This window comes from Streptomyces griseiscabiei (genome assembly GCF_020010925.1).
GTDB classification, from domain to species: domain Bacteria; phylum Actinomycetota; class Actinomycetes; order Streptomycetales; family Streptomycetaceae; genus Streptomyces; species Streptomyces griseiscabiei.
The window spans coordinates 1,826,402-1,845,014 of sequence record NZ_JAGJBZ010000002.1 but is presented as its reverse complement, the minus strand read 5'-3'; the positions used below and the strand labels follow the sequence as shown (position 1 = coordinate 1,845,014).

The window sequence follows — 18,613 nt, the reverse complement described above, 5'->3', positions numbered from 1 at the left end:
CGCGGGCCTCACCACAGGCCTCACGACAACCCTCGTGGCACACCCCCGCACCTCGCCCCCACACCTCACCCCCGGCAAGACCTCCACACGATGTTCGAAAACCAGTTCGCACGATCAAGAGAACATGTGTTCTATTCTGGCCACGAGAGCAACCGAGGAGGGCCCATGCGCTGGGACCATCTGGCCGAGAACACCGCCACGGCCCGGGACGCCGCGCTGTTCGGCGCGGACAGGGTGACGAGCCGCACCTTCGACACCCCGGAGTTCCGCGGCATGACCTTCCACGAGGTCCGGGCGAGGACGATCGTGAACCGGGTGCCGGGCGCGTCCCGGATGCCGTTCGAGTGGACGGTGAACCCCTACCGGGGCTGCACGCACGCGTGCGTCTACTGCTTCGCCCGCAGGACCCACAGCTATCTGGACCTCGACACGGGCCTCGACTTCGACTCGCAGATCGTGGTGAAGATCAACGCGCCCGATCTGCTGCGCCGGCAGCTCGCCTCGCCGCGCTGGCACGGCGAGCACATCGCCATGGGCACCAACGTGGACTGCTACCAGCGCGCGGAGGGCCGCTACCGGCTGATGCCGGGCATCATCGCCGCCCTGCGCGACCACGCGAACCCCTTCTCCATCCTGACCAAGGGCACGCTGATCCTGCGCGACCTGGACCTGATCCGGCAGGCGGCGGAGGTCACCGAGGTCGGCCTCTCGGTCTCCGTCGGCTTCACCGACCCCGAGCTGTGGCGCACGGTCGAGCCGGGGACCCCCGCCCCGGAACGCCGGCTGGAGGTGGTGCGCGCCTTCACCGGCCTCGGCATGGGCTGCGGGGTCCTGATGGCCCCCGTGCTGCCGTTCCTCAGCGACCACCCCGACCGGCTGCGCGCGACCGTGCGCGCGATCGCGGCCTCCGGCGCCACCTCCGTGACCCCGCTGGTCCTGCATCTGCGGCCCGGCGCACGCGAGTGGTACATGGCCTGGCTGGAGCGCCACCACCCCCATCTCGTACGGCGTTACGAGCTGCTGTACGCGGAGGGCGCCTACGCCCCCAAGTGGTACCAGCGGCAGATCACCCGTCAGGTCCACGAACTGGCCCAGGAGTACGGCATGGGCCCGCGCCGCGCCGAACTGCCGCGACGGACGGCCGTACGCGAGCCGGCCGCGCCGGAGCGGGACCGGGACACGACCCCCACCCAGCTGACCCTTCTCTGACCCCGCTCGGGGCATCCGGGCGCTTCTCCCGCCCCGATCGGGTCAAGTCCGGGCGGAACGAGTTCTTGCGCCGTCGTGCTCCGGGACGATGCGACGAAGGCCGTGGCGTGCACGGCCCGAAATCCTCCGTCCTGGGAGGCCTGACGAATGAACAGACGCACAGTTGCCCTGTGCGGTGCCGCCGCCGTGTTGGCCGGAATGGTCACGGCGGTCCCGGCCGGCGCGAGCGGCGCCTCGGTCACCGCCCCGGTGGCCGGGCCCGCCTGGAAGAAGTGCGCCACCGCCGACTACCCGAAGCTCCAGTGCGCCACCCTGAAGGTGCCGCTGAACCACCTGGAGCCGAGCGGCAGGAAGATCACCCTCGCCCTGTCCCGCGTCCCGCACACCGCGAAGACGTACCAGGGACCCCTGTTGGTCAACCCGGGCGGCCCCGGCGGCCGGGGCCGTTCGCTGGCCGGGTTCGTCGCGTCCTCGCTGCCGAAGAAGGTGGCGGCGCAGTACGACGTCATCGGCTTCGACCCGCGCGGCGTCGGCGCCAGCAAGCCCGCGCTGAACTGCCGTCCGGGCCAGTTCTCGCCGGTGCGCCCCGACTCCGTGCCGGCCGGCCCCAAGACCGAGCGGGCCAACCTCAAGCGCGCCAAGGCCTTCGCCGACGCCTGCGCGAAGAAGTACGCGGACGTGCTGCCGTTCATCGACACGGTCAGCACGGTCAAGGACATGGACGCCATCCGCGCGGCCCTGGGCGCCAAGAAGATCAACTACTTCGGGTACTCGTACGGCACCTACCTGGGCGCCGTGTACGGCAAGCTCTTCCCCAGCCGGCTGCGGCGCGCGGTGCTGGACTCCGTGGTCGACCCCACGGGGGTCTGGTACGACGCCAACCTCCGGCAGGACCTGGCGTTCAACGACCGTCACCGGGCGCTGATGGCGTGGATCGCCAAGCACGACAAGACGTACAGGCTGGGCACCGATCCGGAGAAGGTCGAGGCCAAGTGGTACGCGATGCGGGCGGCCCTCGCCAAGAAGCCCGCGGACGGCAAGGTGGGCCCCTCCGAGCTGGAGGACACCTTCATGCCCGGCGGCTACTACAACGGCTACTGGCCCTATCTCGCCGAGGCGTTCGCCGCGTTCGCGAAGAAGAAGAACGACGATCCGCTGGTCGAGGCGTACGAGAACTTCGGCGCCGTCGACGCGTCCGGCGAGAACGGCTACAGCGTCTACACCTCGGTGCAGTGCCGTGACGCGCGCTGGCCGGGCGACTGGAACGAGTGGCGTGACGACAACTGGGCGGTGTACGAGAAGGCACCCTTCATGACCTGGAACAACGCCTGGTACAACGCGCCCTGTGCCTTCTGGCCCACCGAGTCCCTGGAGCCCGTGGACGTCTCCAACACCGCGCTGCCGCCGGTCCTGATCCTCCAGGCGACGGACGACGCGGCCACCCCGTACGAGGGCGGGGTCGTCACCCACCAGCTGCTGCGCGGCTCCAGCCTGGTCGTCGAGCAGGGCGGCGGGAACCACGGCATCTCGCTGAGCGGCAACGCCTGTCTGGACAAGCATCTGTCGGCGTACCTGACCGACGGCAAGGTGCCGCGCGGCCAGGGCGAGACCGACGCCATCTGCAAGAAGCTCGCCGACCCGAAGCCGCTGAGCACCAAGGCCGCGTCCGCCTCGTCCCGGGGTTCGACGCTGCACGGCCTGCTGGGCTTCCGCGGCTGAGCCCATGGGGCACGGTCCGACGGCGGGGCCGGGGCGCGAAATTCGCGGCCCCGGCCCCGCCGTCCCGTCTACCGTGCCGCCATGGACGACACCCTTCCCGGTCTCCGCATCCGCGAGATGACCCCGGCCGACTGCCGCCCCGTGGCCGAGATCCGCGTGGGCGGCTGGCGGACCGCGTACGCCGGGCTCGTCCCGCGGGCGTACCTCGACGCGATGGACGTGGACGAGGACGCCGACAAGCGCCGGGCGATGCTCGCGCGCACCGACAGCCCCGTGGCCAACCTGATCGCCGAGCGGGCCGGGGAGATCGTCGGCTGGGCGGCGTACGGCCCCTACCGCGACGGCGAAGTCCACACATCGGACGCCGAGTTGTACGCCCTCTACGTCCGGCCGGGCCACTTCGGCGCGGGCGTCGGCGGCGCGCTGCTGGGCGTGGCCACCGGGCGCTGCGCCGCCGCCGGCCACGGCCGCGTCCTCCTGTGGGTCCTCAAGGAGAACACGCGGGCCCGCCGCTTCTACGCCCACCACGGCTTCGCGGCGGACGGCACCGAGGAACCGTTCGAGGCGGCCGGGGTCGAGGTGCCGGAGGTGCGGTACGGGAAGGAACTCGGCGCCTAGGGCCTTTCTGGTGGATCTCCGTGGACGCCGCGGAGATCCGTCAGAAGGGCCCTAGCGCTGCCGGGGGATGCGGGCCAGTGCCCGTACCGCCGCCTCCGCGAGCGTCGGATGCGCGAGGGCGTCGTTCAGTACGGTCCTGGCGCGGGCGTCCTGCAGCGCCCCCAGGCCCTCCACGCACGCGAGGGCCACCCGGCGGTAGGGATCATGGGGCTTCAACCGGCGCCGGAGCGTGGTGATCAGCGCCGGGACGGACTCGGGGGCCCGGAGTTCGACGAGCAGGCGGACGGGATGCAGGGCGTAGGCGACGCGCAGTTCGTTCGTCGCGAGGGCCGCCGCCGCGCGCGCGGTGCGCGGGTCGCCGAGCCGGGCCAGCGCGTGGGCCGCGGAGGCGCAGCGCGGTGGATCACGGTGGTTGAGCAGCAGGACGAGGGACTCGAAGGCCCGCCGGTCCCCCGCGACGCCCAGCCGGAACGCGGCCAGCTCCCGCGCCCACAACGGCTGTCCCTGCTCGGTCAGTACGTCCGCCAGTTCGTCCGTGGACCCGGTCGTGACGAGCCGCTCGAATCCCGCCGCGCCCCCCGACTCGCCCCGCACACGCTCCGTGAGTGATCGCAACTCCTCGTCCATGTCGTCGAGCGTACGGGCGCGTGGGGCGGTTGGGGGACCTACGTCACAAACACGGGGGCTGGCGCGCTCGTTACCCACCGGTTAAGCTCAGACGAGCGAGACACCCTCTCGCATTCGCTGACGACGGTTTGGTGACGCAGCCGTTGTGAGCACAGTCGGTTCGGTACCCGGGGTATTCGGTTCCCGGAGTATCAGTACGACTCGGCCTCGGGACAGGGCCGGTCGGTTCAGCCGTTCCCCCTGGGCGTGTGCACGCCCCGCGGTGACGGTACCGGGCGTGTGCGTTCATCAGCCCGGCAGTACCAACACCCGCACTCCACGCGCCGCTTGCGCGCTCTTCGCGCACCCCGCCGCGTTTCCCTCAGTCGTCACCTCATCCTGGAGTCCCGCGATGGCCACTCCCCTTTCCGACTCCCCCCTGTCCCCGGAGTCCCCGCAGTCCCCGTTCAGGACGATCGCCGTGGTCGGTCTCGGCACCATGGGCACCGGTATCGCCGAAGTGCTGGCCCGGGCCGGCCGCGAGGTCGTCGGCATCGACATCAGCGAGGCCGCCGGCGCCCGTGCCGTCGCCGCGCTGGAGACCTCCACCGAGCGGGCCGTGGCCCGTGGGCGGATCACCGAGCGGGAGCGCGACGACGTGCTCGCCCGTTTCCGCACCTTCACCGACCTCCAGGCCGCGGCCGACGCCGATCTGGTGATCGAGGTCGTCCCGGAGTCGTACGAGATCAAGCAGCAGGTCTTCCGTGAGCTGGACGCGATCGTGCGCCCGGAGGCGGTGCTCGCCACCGGCACCAACGCGCTGTCGGTGACCCGGCTGGCCGCCGAGTCGGCGCGGCCGGAGCGGGTGCTCGGGCTGCACTTCTTCAACCCGGCGCCCGCGATGAAGCTGGTCGAGGTCGTCTCCTCGGTGCTGACCGCGCCCCAGGCCGTCGCCGCCGTCACCGATCTCGCCCTCGACCTGGGCAAGGAGCCCGTCGCGGTCGGCGACCGGCCGGGATTCGTCGCCGACGGACTGCTGTTCGGCTACCTCAACCAGGCCGCCGCGATGTACGAGGCCAAGTACGCCTCCCGTGAGGACATCGACGCGGCGATGCGGCTCGGCTGCGGGCTGCCGATGGGCCCGCTGGCGCTGCTGGACCTGATCGGCGTCGACACCGCCCGCACGGTCCTGGAGGCCATGTACGCCGCCTCGCACGACCGGCTGCACGCGCCGGCGCCCATCCTCCGGCAGCTCAGCGAGGCGGGCCTGACCGGCCGCAAGTCGGGGCGCGGCTTCTACTCCTACGAGGCCCCCGGCTCCGCCACCGTCGTGCGGGACGCGCTGACGCCGCTGGACGGGGCCGCCGCGGTCCCCGGCCGTACCGTCCGCTCGGTGGGTGTCGCGGGCTCGGGGACCATGGCGTCGGGCATCGCCGAGGTGTTCGCGAAGGCCGGGTACGAGGTCGTGCTGGCCGCGCGCAGCGAGGAGAAGGCGCAGGCCGCGAAGGCGCGGATCGGCAAGTCGCTGGCCCGGTCCGTCGACAAGGGGCGGATGACGGTCGAGGCCGCCGCCGAGACGCTGGACCGGATCACTCCGGCGGGGTCGTACGACGCGTTCGCGGACGTCGATCTGGCGCTGGAGGCCGTGGCCGAGGACCTGGAGGTCAAGCGGCAGCTGTTCGCGACCTTCGACAAGGTCTGCAAGCCGGGCGCGATCCTCGCCACCACCACCTCCTCGCTGCCCGTCGTGGCCTGCGCCCGCGCCACCTCGCGCCCGCAGGACGTCATCGGGATGCACTTCTTCAACCCGGCGCCCGCGATGAAGCTGGTCGAGGTGGTCCGCACGGTGCTGACCGCCGACGACGTCCACGCCACGGTCCGCGAGCTGTGCGCGAAGGTCCGCAAGCACCCGGTGGACTGCGGCGACCGCGCCGGTTTCATCGTGAACGCGCTGCTGTTCCCGTACCTGAACAACGCGATCAAGATGGTCCAGGAGCACTACGCGACGCTGGACGACATCGACGCGGCCATGAAGCTGGGCGGCGGCTACCCGATGGGCCCGTTCGAACTGCTCGACGTGGTCGGTCTCGACGTCTCCCTGGCCATCGAGAAGGTCCTGCACCGCGAGTTCCGCGACCCGGGACTCGCACCGGCCCCGCTGCTGGAGCACCTGGTGGCCGCGGGCTGCCTCGGCCGCAAGACGGGCCGTGGCTTCCGCGAATATGCCAAGCGCTGAGCGGGCGGACGACGGGACCGGGGCGGGCACGGGCGCGGCGCCGGGCACGGCGGAGCCGGCCCTGACGGGCCGGCCGGCGGCGCGCACGGACTGGGGCGGGCTGCTCGGCCCCGGCACCCGTCCGCCGCCGGTCCGCTCCGCCGCCTCCTCCACACCCGGCCGCTCCGTCGCTCTCCCACCCGCCCACCTGGCCACTTCCCCGGCCGGGCCGGGCGGGGAGACGGCCGGACACGCGCACTCTCCTGCACGGATGCAGTACGTTCGGGGCATGTCCCAGCCCGCCAAGTCCTCACGTACACCAGCTGCGCCCGACGCTCCGGAGAGCGCCGCGGGAAGTCGTGCCGCCGCCCAACGCCTCAAGATGCGCCGGGAACTGGCGGCCGCGGCCATGGAGCTGTTCTCGACCAAGGGGTACGAGGCGACCACCGTCGACGAGATCGCGGCGGCGGCCGGCGTCGCCCGCCGTACCTTCTTCCGCCACTTCCGCTCCAAGGAAGAGGCGATCTTCCCGGACCACGACGACACCCTGATCCGCGCCGAGGCGGTGCTCAACGCGGCACCCCCGCACGAGCACCCGCTCGACACGGTGTGCCGCGGCATCAAGGAGGTCATGAAGATGTACGCGGCCCGGCCGGAGATCTCGGTCGCCCGCTACAAGCTGACCCGTGAGGTCCCCACCCTCCGGGAGGCGGAGATCGCCTCCGTGGCCCGCTACGAGCGGCTCTTCACCCGTTATCTGCTGGGCCACTTCGACGAGCACGCCCACCACGACGCCGGCAACGACGACCCGCTGCTCGCCGAGGTGGCCGCGTCGGCGGTCGTCACCGCGCACAACCACGTGCTGCGGCGGTGGCTCCGGTCCGGCGGGCAGGGCGATGTCGAGACCCAGCTCGACCACGCCTTCGCCATCGTCCGCAGGACGTTCGGCACGGGCATCGGCGCGGGCCGCACCCTGGCGCCCGAGCCGGCCGCCGCGACGGCCTCCGCCCACGGCGAGGTCCTGGTGACCGTCGCCCGTACCGACGCCCCCCTCGACGAGGTCATGCGCACCATCGAAGAGGCACTCCGGGACCGCTGAGATCCCGGTCGAGCCGGGGCCGAGCCCGGCTCGGGACCCGCTTGAAACCCTCTTCTACTCATTGGTAACTGTGATGACGGCCACCCTTCGGGGTGGCCGTTTTGGCACGTCAGAGGCCCTTTTCTCCGGCCGCCTGATCGATCATCGCTCAGGTGTTACGTAAAGATTTCACCTGAGCGAACTTTCTGGCACTGGGTGCCTTGCGGGGTGACACGGCGTGCCATACGTTGAAGGAGTCCGGGCGGCCGGCGTGCAGAGATCCTCCGTACGTCGGCTGTCCCCGAGAACCACGGTTCACGCGCCCGGACGCCTGCGTCACAGGCACCCTTCCGCGCCACACACAGCGCCGCCGCCGCACCACCTCCGCCGAACCGACGGCATCACCGCACAGCTCAGCACCCGACGTAACCCTCAACAGCGTCTTCCCTCGGACGCTCGTCGCCGGAGGCACCACCGTGAAGGACATCCTGGACGCGATCCAGTCGCCGGACTCCGTGTCCGCCGACTTCGCCGCACTGCCGCTCCCCGAGTCGTACCGCGCGATCACCGTGCACAAGGACGAGACGGAGATGTTCGCGGGGCTCACCACCCGTGACAAGGACCCCCGCAAGTCGATCCACCTGGACGAGGTCCCGGTCCCGGAACTCGGTCCGGGCGAGGCCCTGGTGGCCGTCATGGCCTCCTCGGTCAACTACAACTCCGTGTGGACCTCGATCTTCGAGCCGCTGTCCACCTTCGGGTTCCTGGAGCGCTACGGCCGCACCAACGAGCTGGCCAAGCGCCACGACCTGCCGTACCACATCATCGGCTCCGACCTCGCGGGCGTCGTCCTGCGCACCGGCCCCGGCGTCAACGTCTGGCAGCCCGGTGACGAGGTCGTCGCGCACTGTCTGTCCGTCGAGATGGAGTCGTCGGACGGCCACAACGACACCATGCTCGACCCCGAGCAGCGGATCTGGGGCTTCGAGACCAACTTCGGCGGTCTCGCCGAGATCGCGCTCGTCAAGTCCAACCAGCTGATGCCGAAGCCCGACCACCTCAGCTGGGAGGAGGCCGCCGCACCGGGCCTGGTGAACTCCACCGCGTACCGGCAGCTGGTCTCCCGCAACGGCGCCGGGATGAAGCAGGGCGACAACGTCCTGATCTGGGGCGCCAGCGGCGGACTCGGCAGCTACGCCACGCAGTTCGCGCTGGCCGGCGGCGCCAACCCGATCTGTGTCGTCTCCAGCGACCAGAAGGCGGACATCTGCCGCTCGATGGGCGCCGAGGCGATCATCGACCGCAACGCCGAGGGCTACAGGTTCTGGAAGGACGAGCAGACCCAGGACCCCAAGGAGTGGAAGCGCTTCGGCAAGCGCATCCGCGAGCTCACCGGCGGCGAGGACATCGACATCGTCTTCGAGCACCCGGGCCGCGAGACCTTCGGCGCGAGCGTCTTCGTCACCCGCAAGGGCGGCACCATCACCACCTGCGCCTCGACCTCGGGCTACATGCACGAGTACGACAACCGCTACCTGTGGATGTCGCTGAAGCGGATCATCGGCTCCCACTTCGCGAACTACCGCGAGGCATGGGAGGCCAACCGCCTGATCGCCAAGGGCAAGATCCACCCGACGCTGTCGAAGGTCTACTCCCTGGAGGAGACCGGGCAGGCCGCGTACGACGTGCACCGCAACCTCCACCAGGGCAAGGTCGGCGTCCTCGCGCTGGCCCCCGAGGAGGGCCTCGGCGTGCGCGACCACGCCAAGCGCGCCCAGCACATCGACGCCATCAACCGCTTCCGGAACATCTGAGGTCCACGATGAGTGAGCGTCAGCCCGCCGAAGGCAGGCAAGCCAAGGACCGGCCGTGGCTCATGCGGACGTACGCCGGTCACTCCACGGCCGAGGCGTCCAACGAGTTGTACCGGCGCAACCTCGCCAAGGGGCAGACGGGTCTGTCGGTCGCCTTCGACCTGCCGACCCAGACCGGCTACGACTCCGACCACATCCTCGCCCGCGGCGAGGTCGGCCGGGTCGGCGTCCCGGTGGCCCATCTCGGTGACATGCGCAGGCTGTTCCAGGACATCCCCCTGGAGCAGATGAACACCTCGATGACCATCAACGCCACCGCCATGTGGCTGCTGGCGCTCTACCAGGTCGTCGCCGAGGAGCAGGGTGCGGACATCACCCAGCTCCAGGGCACGACCCAGAACGACATCGTCAAGGAGTACCTGTCCCGGGGGACGCACGTCTTCCCGCCAGTACCCTCGCTCCGGCTGACGACCGACATGATCGCGTACACGGTCTCCCACATCCCCAAGTGGAACCCGATCAACATCTGCAGCTACCACCTGCAGGAGGCGGGCGCCACACCGGTGCAGGAGATCGCGTACGCGATGTCCACGGCGATCGCGGTCCTCGACGCCGTGCGGGACTCGGGCCAGGTGCCCGAGGAGCGCATGGGCGATGTCGTCGCCCGGATCTCGTTCTTCGTGAACGCGGGCGTCCGCTTCGTCGAGGAGATGTGCAAGATGCGCGCCTTCGGCCGCATCTGGGACCGCGTCACCCGTGAGCGGTACGGCATCGAGAACCCCAAGCAGCGGCGCTTCCGCTACGGCGTCCAGGTCAACTCCCTCGGGCTCACCGAGGCCCAGCCGGAGAACAACGTCCAGCGGATCGTCCTGGAGATGCTGGCCGTGACGCTCTCCAAGGACGCGCGGGCCAGGGCGGTGCAGCTGCCGGCCTGGAACGAGGCGCTGGGCCTGCCGCGGCCGTGGGACCAGCAGTGGTCGCTGCGCATCCAGCAGGTGCTGGCGCACGAGAGCGATCTGCTGGAGTACGAGGACATCTTCGAGGGCTCGCACGTCGTCGAGGCGAAGGTGGCCGCGCTGGTCGAGGAGTCCTTCGCCGAGATCGAGCGGATCCAGGAGATGGGCGGCGCGATGGCCGCCGTGGAGTCCGGCTACCTCAAGTCGCAGCTGGTCTCCTCGCACGCCGAGCGCCGGGCCCGGATCGAGTCCGGCCAGGAGAAGATCGTCGGCGTCAACATCTTCGAGTCCACCGAGCCGAACCCGCTGACCGCCGACCTGGACGCGGCGATCCAGACGGTCGACCCGGCGGTCGAGGCCCGTGTGATCGAGTCCCTGCGGAACTGGCGCGACACGCGCTACCAGCCGCCCTTCAACCACCCGCGCCCGTGCAAGGCGCTGGAGCGGCTCAAGGAGGCCGCGAAGGGCACGGACAACCTCATGGAGGCCACCCTGGAGTGCGCGCGGGCCGGGGTCACGACCGGCGAGTGGGCCGGGGCGCTGCGTGAGGTGTTCGGCGAGTTCCGGGCGCCGACCGGTGTCTCCTCGGCGCCGGTGGCCGTCCCCGCCGAGGAGGGCTCGGCCATGTCGGAGGTCCGCCACAAGGTGGAGCTGACGGCGAAGGACCTGAACGTCGGCAAGCTCCGCTTCCTGGTCGGCAAGCCGGGGCTGGACGGGCACTCCAACGGGGCCGAGCAGATCGCCGTGCGGGCCCGGGACGCGGGCTTCGAGGTGGTCTACCAGGGCATCCGGCTCACCCCGGAGCAGATCGTGGACGCGGCCCTCGCCGAGGACGTGCACGCGGTCGGCCTGTCCATCCTCTCCGGCTCGCACGCCCAGCTGGTCCCGGACGTGCTGGACCGGCTGCGGGAGGCGGGCGCCCACGACATCCCGGTGATCGCCGGCGGGATCATCCCGAACGCGGACGCCGCACAGCTCAGGGCCGCCGGAGTGGCCGCCGTGTTCACCCCGAAGGACTTCGACATCACCGGGATCATCGGCCGTATCGTCGACGAGATCCGCAAGGCCAACAAGCTCAGCCCCCTCATCAGCACGGAGGTCCCCGCATGACCAGCCCTGTCCCCCAGGTGAACCGCCTCCGTCCGCGGCGCTCCTGCCTCGCGGTGCCGGGAAGCAACCCGCGCTTCCTGGAGAAGGCCCAGGGCCTCCCGGCGGACCAGGTCTTCCTCGACCTGGAGGACGCCTGCGCCCCGCTCGCCAAACCCGAGGCGCGGCACACCATCGTCAAGTTCCTCAACGAGGGCGACTGGACCGGCAAGACCCGGGTCGTGCGTGTCAACGACTGGACGACGGAGTGGACGTACCGCGATGTCGTGACCGTCGTCGAGGGCGCGGGCCAGAACCTCGACTGCATCATGCTGCCGAAGGTGCAGACGGCCCAGCAGGTCGTCGCCCTCGACCTCCTGCTGACCCAGATCGAGAAGACCATGGGCTTCGAGGTCGGCAAGATCGGCATCGAGGCGCAGATCGAGAACGCGCAGGGCCTCAACAACGTCAACGAGATCGCGACCGCCTCCCAGCGCGTCGAGACGATCATCTTCGGCCCGGCCGACTTCATGGCGTCGATCAACATGAAGTCGCTGGTCGTGGGCGAACAGCCGCCCGGCTACCCGGCGGACGCCTACCACTACATCCTGATGAAGATCCTGATGGCCGCCCGCGCCAACAACCTCCAGGCGATCGACGGCCCCTACCTGCAGATCCGCAATGTCGACGGCTACCGCGAGGTCGCCCGGCGGGCCGCCGCGCTCGGCTTCGACGGCAAGTGGGTGCTGCACCCGGGCCAGGTCGAGGCGTCCAACGAGATCTTCTCGCCCTCGCAGGAGGACTTCGACCACGCCGAACTGATCCTGGACGCGTACGACTGGTGCACCTCCGAGGCCGGCGGCAAGAAGGGCTCGGCGATGCTCGGCGACGAGATGATCGACGAGGCCAGCCGGAAGATGGCGCTGGTCGTCTCGGGCAAGGGGCGTGCGGCGGGGATGACCCGTACGTCGAAGTTCGAGATCCCCGAGAGCTGAGAGGCACTGAGCGCGATGCAATTCGGACGCACCTACGAGGAGTTCGAGGTCGGGGCGGTCTACAAGCACTGGCCCGGGAAAACGGTCACGGAGTACGACGACCACCTCTTCTGTCTCCTCACCATGAACCACCACCCGCTCCACATGGACGCCAACTACGCCGAGAAGACGACGGACTTCGGCAAGAACGTGGTGGTCGGGAACTACATCTACTCGCTGCTGCTGGGCATGTCCGTGCCGGACGTCTCCGGCAAGGCGATCGCCAACCTGGAGATCGAGTCGCTGAAGCACGTGGCGCCGACCTTCCACGGCGACACGCTCTACGGCCAGACCACCGTGCTCGACAAGTGGCCGTCCAAGTCCAAGAACGACCGCGGCATCGTCCACGTCGAGACCAAGGGCTACAAGCAGGACGGCACGCTGGTCTGCGTGTTCCGCCGCAAGGTCATGGTGCCCACCGAGACCTACATCAAGGAGCGCGGCGGCGAGCAGCCCGGCCGCCCGGAACTTCAGGAGGGCTGACCCCATGGCACGCCTCGCCCAGACCCACGGCCTCACGGACGTCCAGCAGGAGATCCTGTCCACCGTCCGCGACTTCGTGGACAAGGAGATCATCCCGGTCGCGACCGAGCTGGAGCACCGGGACGAGTATCCGCAAGCGATCGTCGACGGGCTCAAGGAACTGGGCCTGTTCGGGCTGATGATCCCCGAGGAGTACGGCGGTCTGGGCGAGTCCCTGCTCACGTACGCGCTCTGCGTGGAGGAGATCGCCCGGGGCTGGATGTCCGTGTCCGGGATCATCAACACGCACTTCATCGTGGCGTACATGCTCAAGCAGCACGGCACGCAGGAGCAGAAGGACCACTTCCTGCCGAGGATGGCGGCCGGTGACGTCCGGGGCGCCTTCTCGATGTCGGAGCCGGCGCTCGGCTCGGATGTGTCGGCGATCACATCGAAGGCGGTCAAGGACGGCGACGAGTACGTCCTGAACGGTCAGAAGATGTGGCTGACGAACGGCGGGACGTCAACACTGGTCGCCGTACTCGTCCGAAGTGACGAAGGACACCCGGAGGGCACGGCGCCCCACAAGTCGATGACGACCTTCCTGGTCGAGAAGGAGCCCGGTTTCGGAGAGGTCCGCCCCGGCCTCACCATTCCCGGGAAGATCGACAAGATGGGCTACAAGGGTGTCGACACCACCGAGCTCATCATGGACGGACTGCGCATTCCGGCCAATCGTGTACTCGGCGGCACCACCGGCCGAGGGTTTTACCAAATGATGGACGGCGTCGAGGTCGGCCGGGTCAATGTGGCCGCACGTGGCTGCGGTGTCGCTCAGCGTGCTTTCGAACTCGGCGTCCGGTACGCCCAGCAGCGCCACACTTTCGGCAAGCAGATCGCCCAGCACCAGGCGATCCAGTTCAAGCTGGCCGAGATGGCTACCAAGGTCGAGGCCGCCCATGCGATGATGGTGAACGCAGCACGCAAAAAGGACTCGGGCCAACGAAACGACCTCGAAGCGGGGATGGCGAAGTACCTCGCCTCCGAATACTGCAAAGAAGTCGTCGAGGACGCTTTCCGGATCCACGGCGGTTACGGCTTCTCCAAGGAGTACGAGATCGAGCGTCTCTACCGTGAGGCGCCGATGCTGCTGATCGGTGAAGGTACCGCCGAAATCCAGAAAATGATCATCGGTCGTCGGCTGCTCGAAGAGTATCGATTCCAGGGCTAGTACCGGGCTGGTACGGGGCTGGTCCAGGGCCGGTTGTCTGATTCGGGGTGTTTTCTTCGAGAAGAAGATCACACCCCGTCAGTACTCTTCGGCCGTCGACTCGGCTTCCTGGCTTGCCCAGTTGCGGCCCGCGACCGGTACGATCCCCGGAAAGCCGCCGTCCCCAGTCACCGCGCGGCATCATCCGCTACGAAGGTCATCCATGCCCCACAGCCAAACCTCTGCACCACGCGACAGCCTGGCCGGCGTACGGCTGGCGCGCGGAGCTTCGCCGTGGCTTCTCCCGACCGTCGCCACCGCAGCACTCAGCCTCGCCCGCTCGCGCCGCTCCGGCGCGGCCCGGGCCGTGGCCGTACCCGCCACCGCGCTGGCGGCGGGCATGCTGTGGTTCTTCCGCGACCCCGAGCGTGAGATCGCCCAGGGCCGGGTCATCTCGCCCGCCGACGGAGTGGTGCAGAGCATCATGCCGTGGAAGGACGGCCGGACCCGCGTCGCGATCTTCATGAGCCCGCTCAACGTCCACGTCAACCGCGCGCCGCTCTCCGGCACGGTGACGTCCGTGGAGCACATCCCGGGTGGGTTCGTACCGGCGTTCAACAAGGAGAGCGAGAACAACGAGCGCGTCGTCTGGCACTTCGACACCGAGCTCGGTGACATCGAGATGATCCAGATCGCCGGCGCCGTGGCTCGCCGCATCGTTCCGTACATCCCCGAGGGCACCAAGGTCGAGCAGGGTGACCGGATCGGGCTGATCCGCTTCGGCTCCCGCGTCGACATCTACCTGCCCGAGGGTGTGGAGATCGACGTCGAGGTGGGCCAGAAGACCGTGGCTGGGGTGACTCGCATTGACCGTGATTGATCCGGAGACCCAACCCGGCCAGACGGCCGCGACCGGCTGGGTGCCCGATGTCGACGAGGTGGAGGACGACGCGGAGGAGATGCCGCTGTCGCTCCGGCTGTCGATAGCGGACACCCTCACGCTCGGTAACGCCACGTGCGGCTTCATGGCGGTGTACTTCACCACCACGGGCATTCTGATCCCGCACCTCACCGGCAGCCAGGAGTCGGGCATGGCCCGGCACAGCGCGGCCACGGCCGTGATCCTGATGCTGTGCGCGGCGATCTTCGACCTGTTCGACGGGCTGGTGGCGCGCAAGCTCCGCTCCTCGCCGATGGGCGCGGAGCTGGACAACCTCTCCGACCTGATCAGCTTCGGCCTCGCGCCGGCGTACTTCGTCCTCGTCTACGGCATGGTCGCGGACGACGCGCACCAGCGGGTGGCGGCGGTGGGCGCGATCGTCGTGCTGCTGGCGGTGGTGCTGAGGCTCGCGAGATTCTCCTGTGTGACGGTGAAGGACGGCACCTTCCAGGGCATGCCGTCGCCGTTCGGGGCGCTCACGGTCATCTCGATCGTGCTTCTGGAGCTGCCCTTCGTGGCGACGCTCCTGGCCATCGTCGGTGTCGCGTGGCTGATGGTGAGCCGCGTGGAGTACCCGAAGCCCCGCGGTCCCCTCGCGGCGGCGGTGCTCACCTGGATCGTCCTCGCGATGGGCCTCCTGGTGGCCTGGGCCTTCGACGCCCCCGGCGGCCAGCTCCTCCTCCAGACCGGCTGCGCGCTGCAGCTCGTCATGGGCGCGGTGATCCCGCTGTTCGCCACGGCACGCCGGGTGAACAACTTCCGCGACAACCGGCGTGAGGCACGGGCGACACAGCCGTAACGCTCCGCTGATGAGCCCCGGCCCCGGATCCGCTTCGGGTCCGGGGCTTTTCGCGTTCGGGGGCGGGTGCGGGTTCGGTGGGGGCTGGTCGCGCAGTTCCCCGCGCCCCTGAAAGCAGGGGCTGCGCCCCGTGCTTTTCGCCCTGAAGGGGCCGCAGGCCTCTTCAGGGGCGCGGGGAACTGCGCGAGAAGCCCCCACCGAACCCGCACCCACCCACCCACCCCCAACACCCGGTCTCCCGGGGTCGAAGGGGCGAAGCCCCTGGGGATGGGACGGGTAGGGGCGGCGGGGGCGAGAAAACCCTGATCAGGCGAGGAGATCCCGGGCGATGCGTTCGGCGACGGTTTCCAGGATCGGTCCCGGGTCGGCGAGGCAGCGCTCGACGTCCGGCTCGACCTCGGTCAGAGGGTAGGCCCGCCGGATACCGGCCCGGCCCAGCACCTCCGACGTCAGCGCCAGCCGCCCGCACACCGCCACGACCTCCTTGCCGGCGGCCCGCGCCGCGGCGGCCACCCCGGCGGGGGCCTTGCCGTGGAGGGTCTGCTCGTCGAGGGAGCCCTCACCGGTGATGACGAGCGTCGCCTTCGCCAACGCCGGCGCGAAGCCCAGGACGTCGAGCATGACCTCGATACCGGCCCGGAAGCGGGCCCCGAGGACGAGGGCGCCGTACCCGATGCCCCCGGCGGCCCCCGCGCCCGGCGCGAGGGCGTACCCGGCCACCCGCTCCCCGACCGTCTTCTCCAGGACGGCCGCGAAGTGACCCAGGGCCGCGTCCAGCACGGCCACGTCCGCCTCGCTCGCGCCCTTCTGCGGCCCGTACACCGCGGGCGCGCCCTTCGGCCCCGTCAGCGGGTTGTCGACGTCGCTCGCGAGGACGAGGTCGATCGAGGCGAGTCGCGCGTCGAGGCCGGACAGGTCCGCGGTGACCAGGTCGCGCAGGCCCCCGCCGCCGGGCCCGACGGGCTCCCCCGCCGCGTCCAGGAAGCGCGCCCCGAGCGCGGCGAGCATGCCCGCGCCGCCGTCCGTCGTGGCGCTGCCGCCCACGCCGAACACGACCGTGCGGGCGCCCGCGTCGAGTGCGGCACGCAGCAGTTCGCCGGAGCCGTACGTGGAGGCGGTGAGCGGCGCGAAGACCCCGGCGGGCAGCCGCTGCAACCCGCTCGCCTCGGCCATCTCGACGACGGCCGTGTCACCGCGCAGCGCGTACGCGGCGGTGACGGGCTCGCCGAGCGGCCCGGCGACCCGTACCTCACGGCGTTCGAAACCGGCCGCGACCGCCGCGGCCACCGTGCCGTCGCCGCCGTCGGCGACCGGCAGCGCCTCGACCGCCAGGTCGGGCACGACCCGGCGCAGGCCCGCCGTGACCCGCTCGGCGACCTGGACGGCCGTCAGCGTGCCCTTGAACTTGTCCGCGGCGATCAGCACGCGCGCACCGGCCGCGTCCCCGTCGACGCCCGTGCCGGTGTCCGTGCTCGTGCTCGTAACGATGGACGTGTCGATCGACGGATCGACGGACGGATCGATCCCGTCCCCTGCGGCGTTCGCCACCTTGCGTTCCCCTCGCTCATCGGGCCTTGCGCACGTCAAGGCAGTCGCGCCGCTGCGACCCTAACCGCCCCGGCCCTCGTACGTCATGCCCCGTCCCGCCCACCGAACACCGTGCGCACCGGCCCCGTACGGGCCGACGGGCCCGGAAGCGGGTACACCTCCACCATGACGCCCACCGCCTCCGCGCCCCTCACGCCCCCCGTGGGCGCCGTGCTCGCCGACCGTGTTCTCGGGGGCTGGCTCGGCCGGATCGCGGGGAACATGCTCGGGAAGCCGGTCGAGCAGGGGGAGGTGTGGACGCGGGAGCGCATCGACCGCTATCTGCGGCAGGCCGGGGCCCTGCCGCTCACCGACTACCTCCCGGAGCCGGCCAGCGAGAGCGACCGGCGGGCGCTGCGGCCCGAGTGGCGCGGCTGCGTACGCGGGCGGATCCACGGCAGCTGCCGTGACGACGACATCGACTACGCGATCCTCGGACTCCACCTCCTGGAGACCCACGGCTTCGGCTTCAGCACCGAGCAGGTCGGCGACCTGTGGCTGCTGCGGCTGCCGTATCTGCAGACGTTCACGGCGGAGCGGGCGGCCTACCGCAATCTCGCCCGGGGGCTGAAGCCGCCGCTGACCGCCACGTACGACAACCCGTACCAGGAGTGGATCGGCGCCCTCATCCGCGCCGACGTCTTCGGCTGGACCTCCCCGGGCCTGCCCCGGCGCGCGGCCTCGCTGGCCCGGCGCGACGCGGTGCTGTCGCACACCGGCAACGGGGTGTACGGCGCGCAGTGGGCGGCGGCGCTGGTCGCGGCGGCGTTCACGGCGCCGGGGGCGCGGGCGGCCGTGGAGGAGGCGCTGGCGGTGATCCCGGCGAGCAGTCGCCTCGCCCGGACCGTACGGCGGGTCGTGTCGCTGTACGACGCCGGGCTGGACCGGGAGGAGACGCTGACGACGGTGGGCGAGGAGACGGTGGGTGCGGGGTGGATCCATGTCGTGCCGAACGCCGCCGTCCTCACCGCCGGGCTGCTGTACGGCGAGGGCGACTTCACCCGGACGATCGCGCTGACCGTCCGCGGCGGGCTGGACACCGACTCGAACGGGGCCACCGCCGGTTCGGTGGCGGGGGTGCTGTGCGGGGCCGCCGCGATCCCGGACCGGTGGAAGGACCCGCTGGAGGACACCGTGCGCAGCGCCGTGTTCGGCTTCGACGGGGTGCGCGTCAGCGAACTCGCGGAGCGCACGGTGCGGCTGGCGGAGGCCTCCGGCCTCTGAGCGCCGCTCCGTCCGCTCCGTCCGCTCCCCGAGCGCCGATTTCGCGCCCTTCGGGG

General features: G+C 70.6%; 15 protein-coding genes. 13 read left to right on the top strand and 2 right to left on the bottom strand.

The window, feature by feature from the left end; genetic code table 11:
- The first annotated feature begins 165 nt into the window (after positions 1-165).
- The 3 genes from J8M51_RS25425 to J8M51_RS25415 all read left to right on the top strand — a co-directional run bounded on the left by J8M51_RS25425 (position 166) and on the right by J8M51_RS25415 (position 3,546).
- The gene (locus tag J8M51_RS25425) at positions 166-1,209 is read left to right on the top strand and encodes an Rv2578c family radical SAM protein (protein ID WP_086760381.1); all 1,044 of its coding nucleotides are present in this window, start codon (positions 166-168) and stop codon (positions 1,207-1,209) included.
- Positions 1,210-1,356: 147 nt separating this feature from the next.
- Complete coding sequence (locus J8M51_RS25420) at positions 1,357-2,928, top strand: alpha/beta hydrolase (protein ID WP_086760379.1); 1,572 nt, start codon at positions 1,357-1,359, stop codon at positions 2,926-2,928.
- A gap of 81 nt (positions 2,929-3,009) precedes the next feature.
- On the top strand, positions 3,010-3,546 hold the full coding sequence (locus tag J8M51_RS25415) for a GNAT family N-acetyltransferase (RefSeq protein ID WP_086760377.1): 537 nt from the start codon (positions 3,010-3,012) through the stop codon (positions 3,544-3,546).
- Between the two features lie 51 nt (positions 3,547-3,597).
- On the opposite strand, the gene J8M51_RS25410 is transcribed toward J8M51_RS25415, so the two are convergent.
- Positions 3,598-4,173, bottom strand: coding sequence for an adenylosuccinate lyase (locus tag J8M51_RS25410; protein ID WP_086760375.1), 576 nt, complete (start codon positions 4,171-4,173; stop codon positions 3,598-3,600).
- A 391-nt stretch (positions 4,174-4,564) separates the two neighbouring features.
- On the opposite strand from J8M51_RS25410, the gene J8M51_RS25405 reads away from it, so the two are divergent.
- From J8M51_RS25405 to pssA, 9 genes are all read left to right on the top strand, one after another.
- On the top strand, positions 4,565-6,388 hold the full coding sequence (locus J8M51_RS25405) for a 3-hydroxyacyl-CoA dehydrogenase family protein (RefSeq protein WP_086760373.1): 1,824 nt from the start codon (positions 4,565-4,567) through the stop codon (positions 6,386-6,388).
- A gap of 250 nt (positions 6,389-6,638) precedes the next feature.
- Positions 6,639-7,466, top strand: coding sequence for a TetR family transcriptional regulator (locus J8M51_RS25400; protein ID WP_107473803.1), 828 nt, complete (start codon positions 6,639-6,641; stop codon positions 7,464-7,466).
- Between the two features lie 455 nt (positions 7,467-7,921).
- Positions 7,922-9,259, top strand: coding sequence for a crotonyl-CoA carboxylase/reductase (gene ccrA, locus J8M51_RS25395; RefSeq protein WP_086760372.1), 1,338 nt, complete (start codon positions 7,922-7,924; stop codon positions 9,257-9,259).
- Between the two features lie 8 nt (positions 9,260-9,267).
- Positions 9,268-11,325, top strand: a complete 2,058-nt coding sequence (locus tag J8M51_RS25390) for a protein meaA (protein ID WP_086760370.1) — start codon at positions 9,268-9,270, stop codon at positions 11,323-11,325.
- Entirely contained in the window at positions 11,322-12,296 is a 975-nt protein-coding gene (locus J8M51_RS25385; protein ID WP_086760368.1) for an HpcH/HpaI aldolase/citrate lyase family protein, read from the top strand. The genes J8M51_RS25390 and J8M51_RS25385 overlap by 4 nt, the downstream gene beginning before the upstream one ends.
- Before the next feature lie 15 nt (positions 12,297-12,311).
- Positions 12,312-12,818, top strand: coding sequence for a MaoC family dehydratase (locus J8M51_RS25380; protein WP_086760366.1), 507 nt, complete (start codon positions 12,312-12,314; stop codon positions 12,816-12,818).
- Between the two features lie 4 nt (positions 12,819-12,822).
- Positions 12,823-14,028 (top strand): acyl-CoA dehydrogenase family protein, encoded by a 1,206-nt coding sequence (locus J8M51_RS25375; RefSeq protein WP_086760364.1) that lies wholly within the window; start codon positions 12,823-12,825, stop codon positions 14,026-14,028.
- Positions 14,029-14,230: 202 nt separating this feature from the next.
- Positions 14,231-14,887 carry a phosphatidylserine decarboxylase gene (locus J8M51_RS25370; protein WP_078531507.1) on the top strand — a complete coding sequence of 219 codons (657 nt, stop codon included), beginning with the start codon at positions 14,231-14,233 and terminating at the stop codon, positions 14,885-14,887.
- 40 nt (positions 14,888-14,927) lie between these two features.
- Complete coding sequence (gene pssA, locus J8M51_RS25365) at positions 14,928-15,746, top strand: CDP-diacylglycerol--serine O-phosphatidyltransferase (RefSeq protein WP_086760385.1); 819 nt, start codon at positions 14,928-14,930, stop codon at positions 15,744-15,746.
- Positions 15,747-16,052: 306 nt separating this feature from the next.
- Here the strand turns inward: pssA and J8M51_RS25360 are convergent, their stop codons facing one another.
- A complete protein-coding gene (locus J8M51_RS25360; RefSeq protein WP_086753917.1) occupies positions 16,053-17,234 on the bottom strand; it encodes a glycerate kinase in 1,182 nt (393 codons plus the stop codon).
- Positions 17,235-17,459: 225 nt separating this feature from the next.
- On the opposite strand from J8M51_RS25360, the gene J8M51_RS25355 reads away from it, so the two are divergent.
- Complete coding sequence (locus J8M51_RS25355; protein ID WP_086753919.1) at positions 17,460-18,557, top strand: ADP-ribosylglycohydrolase family protein; 1,098 nt, start codon at positions 17,460-17,462, stop codon at positions 18,555-18,557.
- Positions 18,558-18,613: the final 56 nt, after the last annotated feature.

Coding starts and splice junctions, on each gene's coding strand:
- J8M51_RS25425 (WP_086760381.1), top strand. CDS start 166: ATGCGCTGGGACCATCTGGCCGAGAACACCGCCACGGCCCGGGACGCC.
- J8M51_RS25420 (WP_086760379.1), top strand. CDS start 1,357: ATGAACAGACGCACAGTTGCCCTGTGCGGTGCCGCCGCCGTGTTGGCC.
- J8M51_RS25415 (WP_086760377.1), top strand. CDS start 3,010: ATGGACGACACCCTTCCCGGTCTCCGCATCCGCGAGATGACCCCGGCC.
- J8M51_RS25410 (WP_086760375.1), bottom strand. CDS start 4,173: ATGGACGAGGAGTTGCGATCACTCACGGAGCGTGTGCGGGGCGAGTCG.
- J8M51_RS25405 (WP_086760373.1), top strand. CDS start 4,565: ATGGCCACTCCCCTTTCCGACTCCCCCCTGTCCCCGGAGTCCCCGCAG.
- J8M51_RS25400 (WP_107473803.1), top strand. CDS start 6,639: ATGCAGTACGTTCGGGGCATGTCCCAGCCCGCCAAGTCCTCACGTACA.
- J8M51_RS25390 (WP_086760370.1), top strand. CDS start 9,268: ATGAGTGAGCGTCAGCCCGCCGAAGGCAGGCAAGCCAAGGACCGGCCG.
- J8M51_RS25385 (WP_086760368.1), top strand. CDS start 11,322: ATGACCAGCCCTGTCCCCCAGGTGAACCGCCTCCGTCCGCGGCGCTCC.
- J8M51_RS25380 (WP_086760366.1), top strand. CDS start 12,312: ATGCAATTCGGACGCACCTACGAGGAGTTCGAGGTCGGGGCGGTCTAC.
- J8M51_RS25375 (WP_086760364.1), top strand. CDS start 12,823: ATGGCACGCCTCGCCCAGACCCACGGCCTCACGGACGTCCAGCAGGAG.
- J8M51_RS25370 (WP_078531507.1), top strand. CDS start 14,231: ATGCCCCACAGCCAAACCTCTGCACCACGCGACAGCCTGGCCGGCGTA.
- J8M51_RS25355 (WP_086753919.1), top strand. CDS start 17,460: ATGACGCCCACCGCCTCCGCGCCCCTCACGCCCCCCGTGGGCGCCGTG.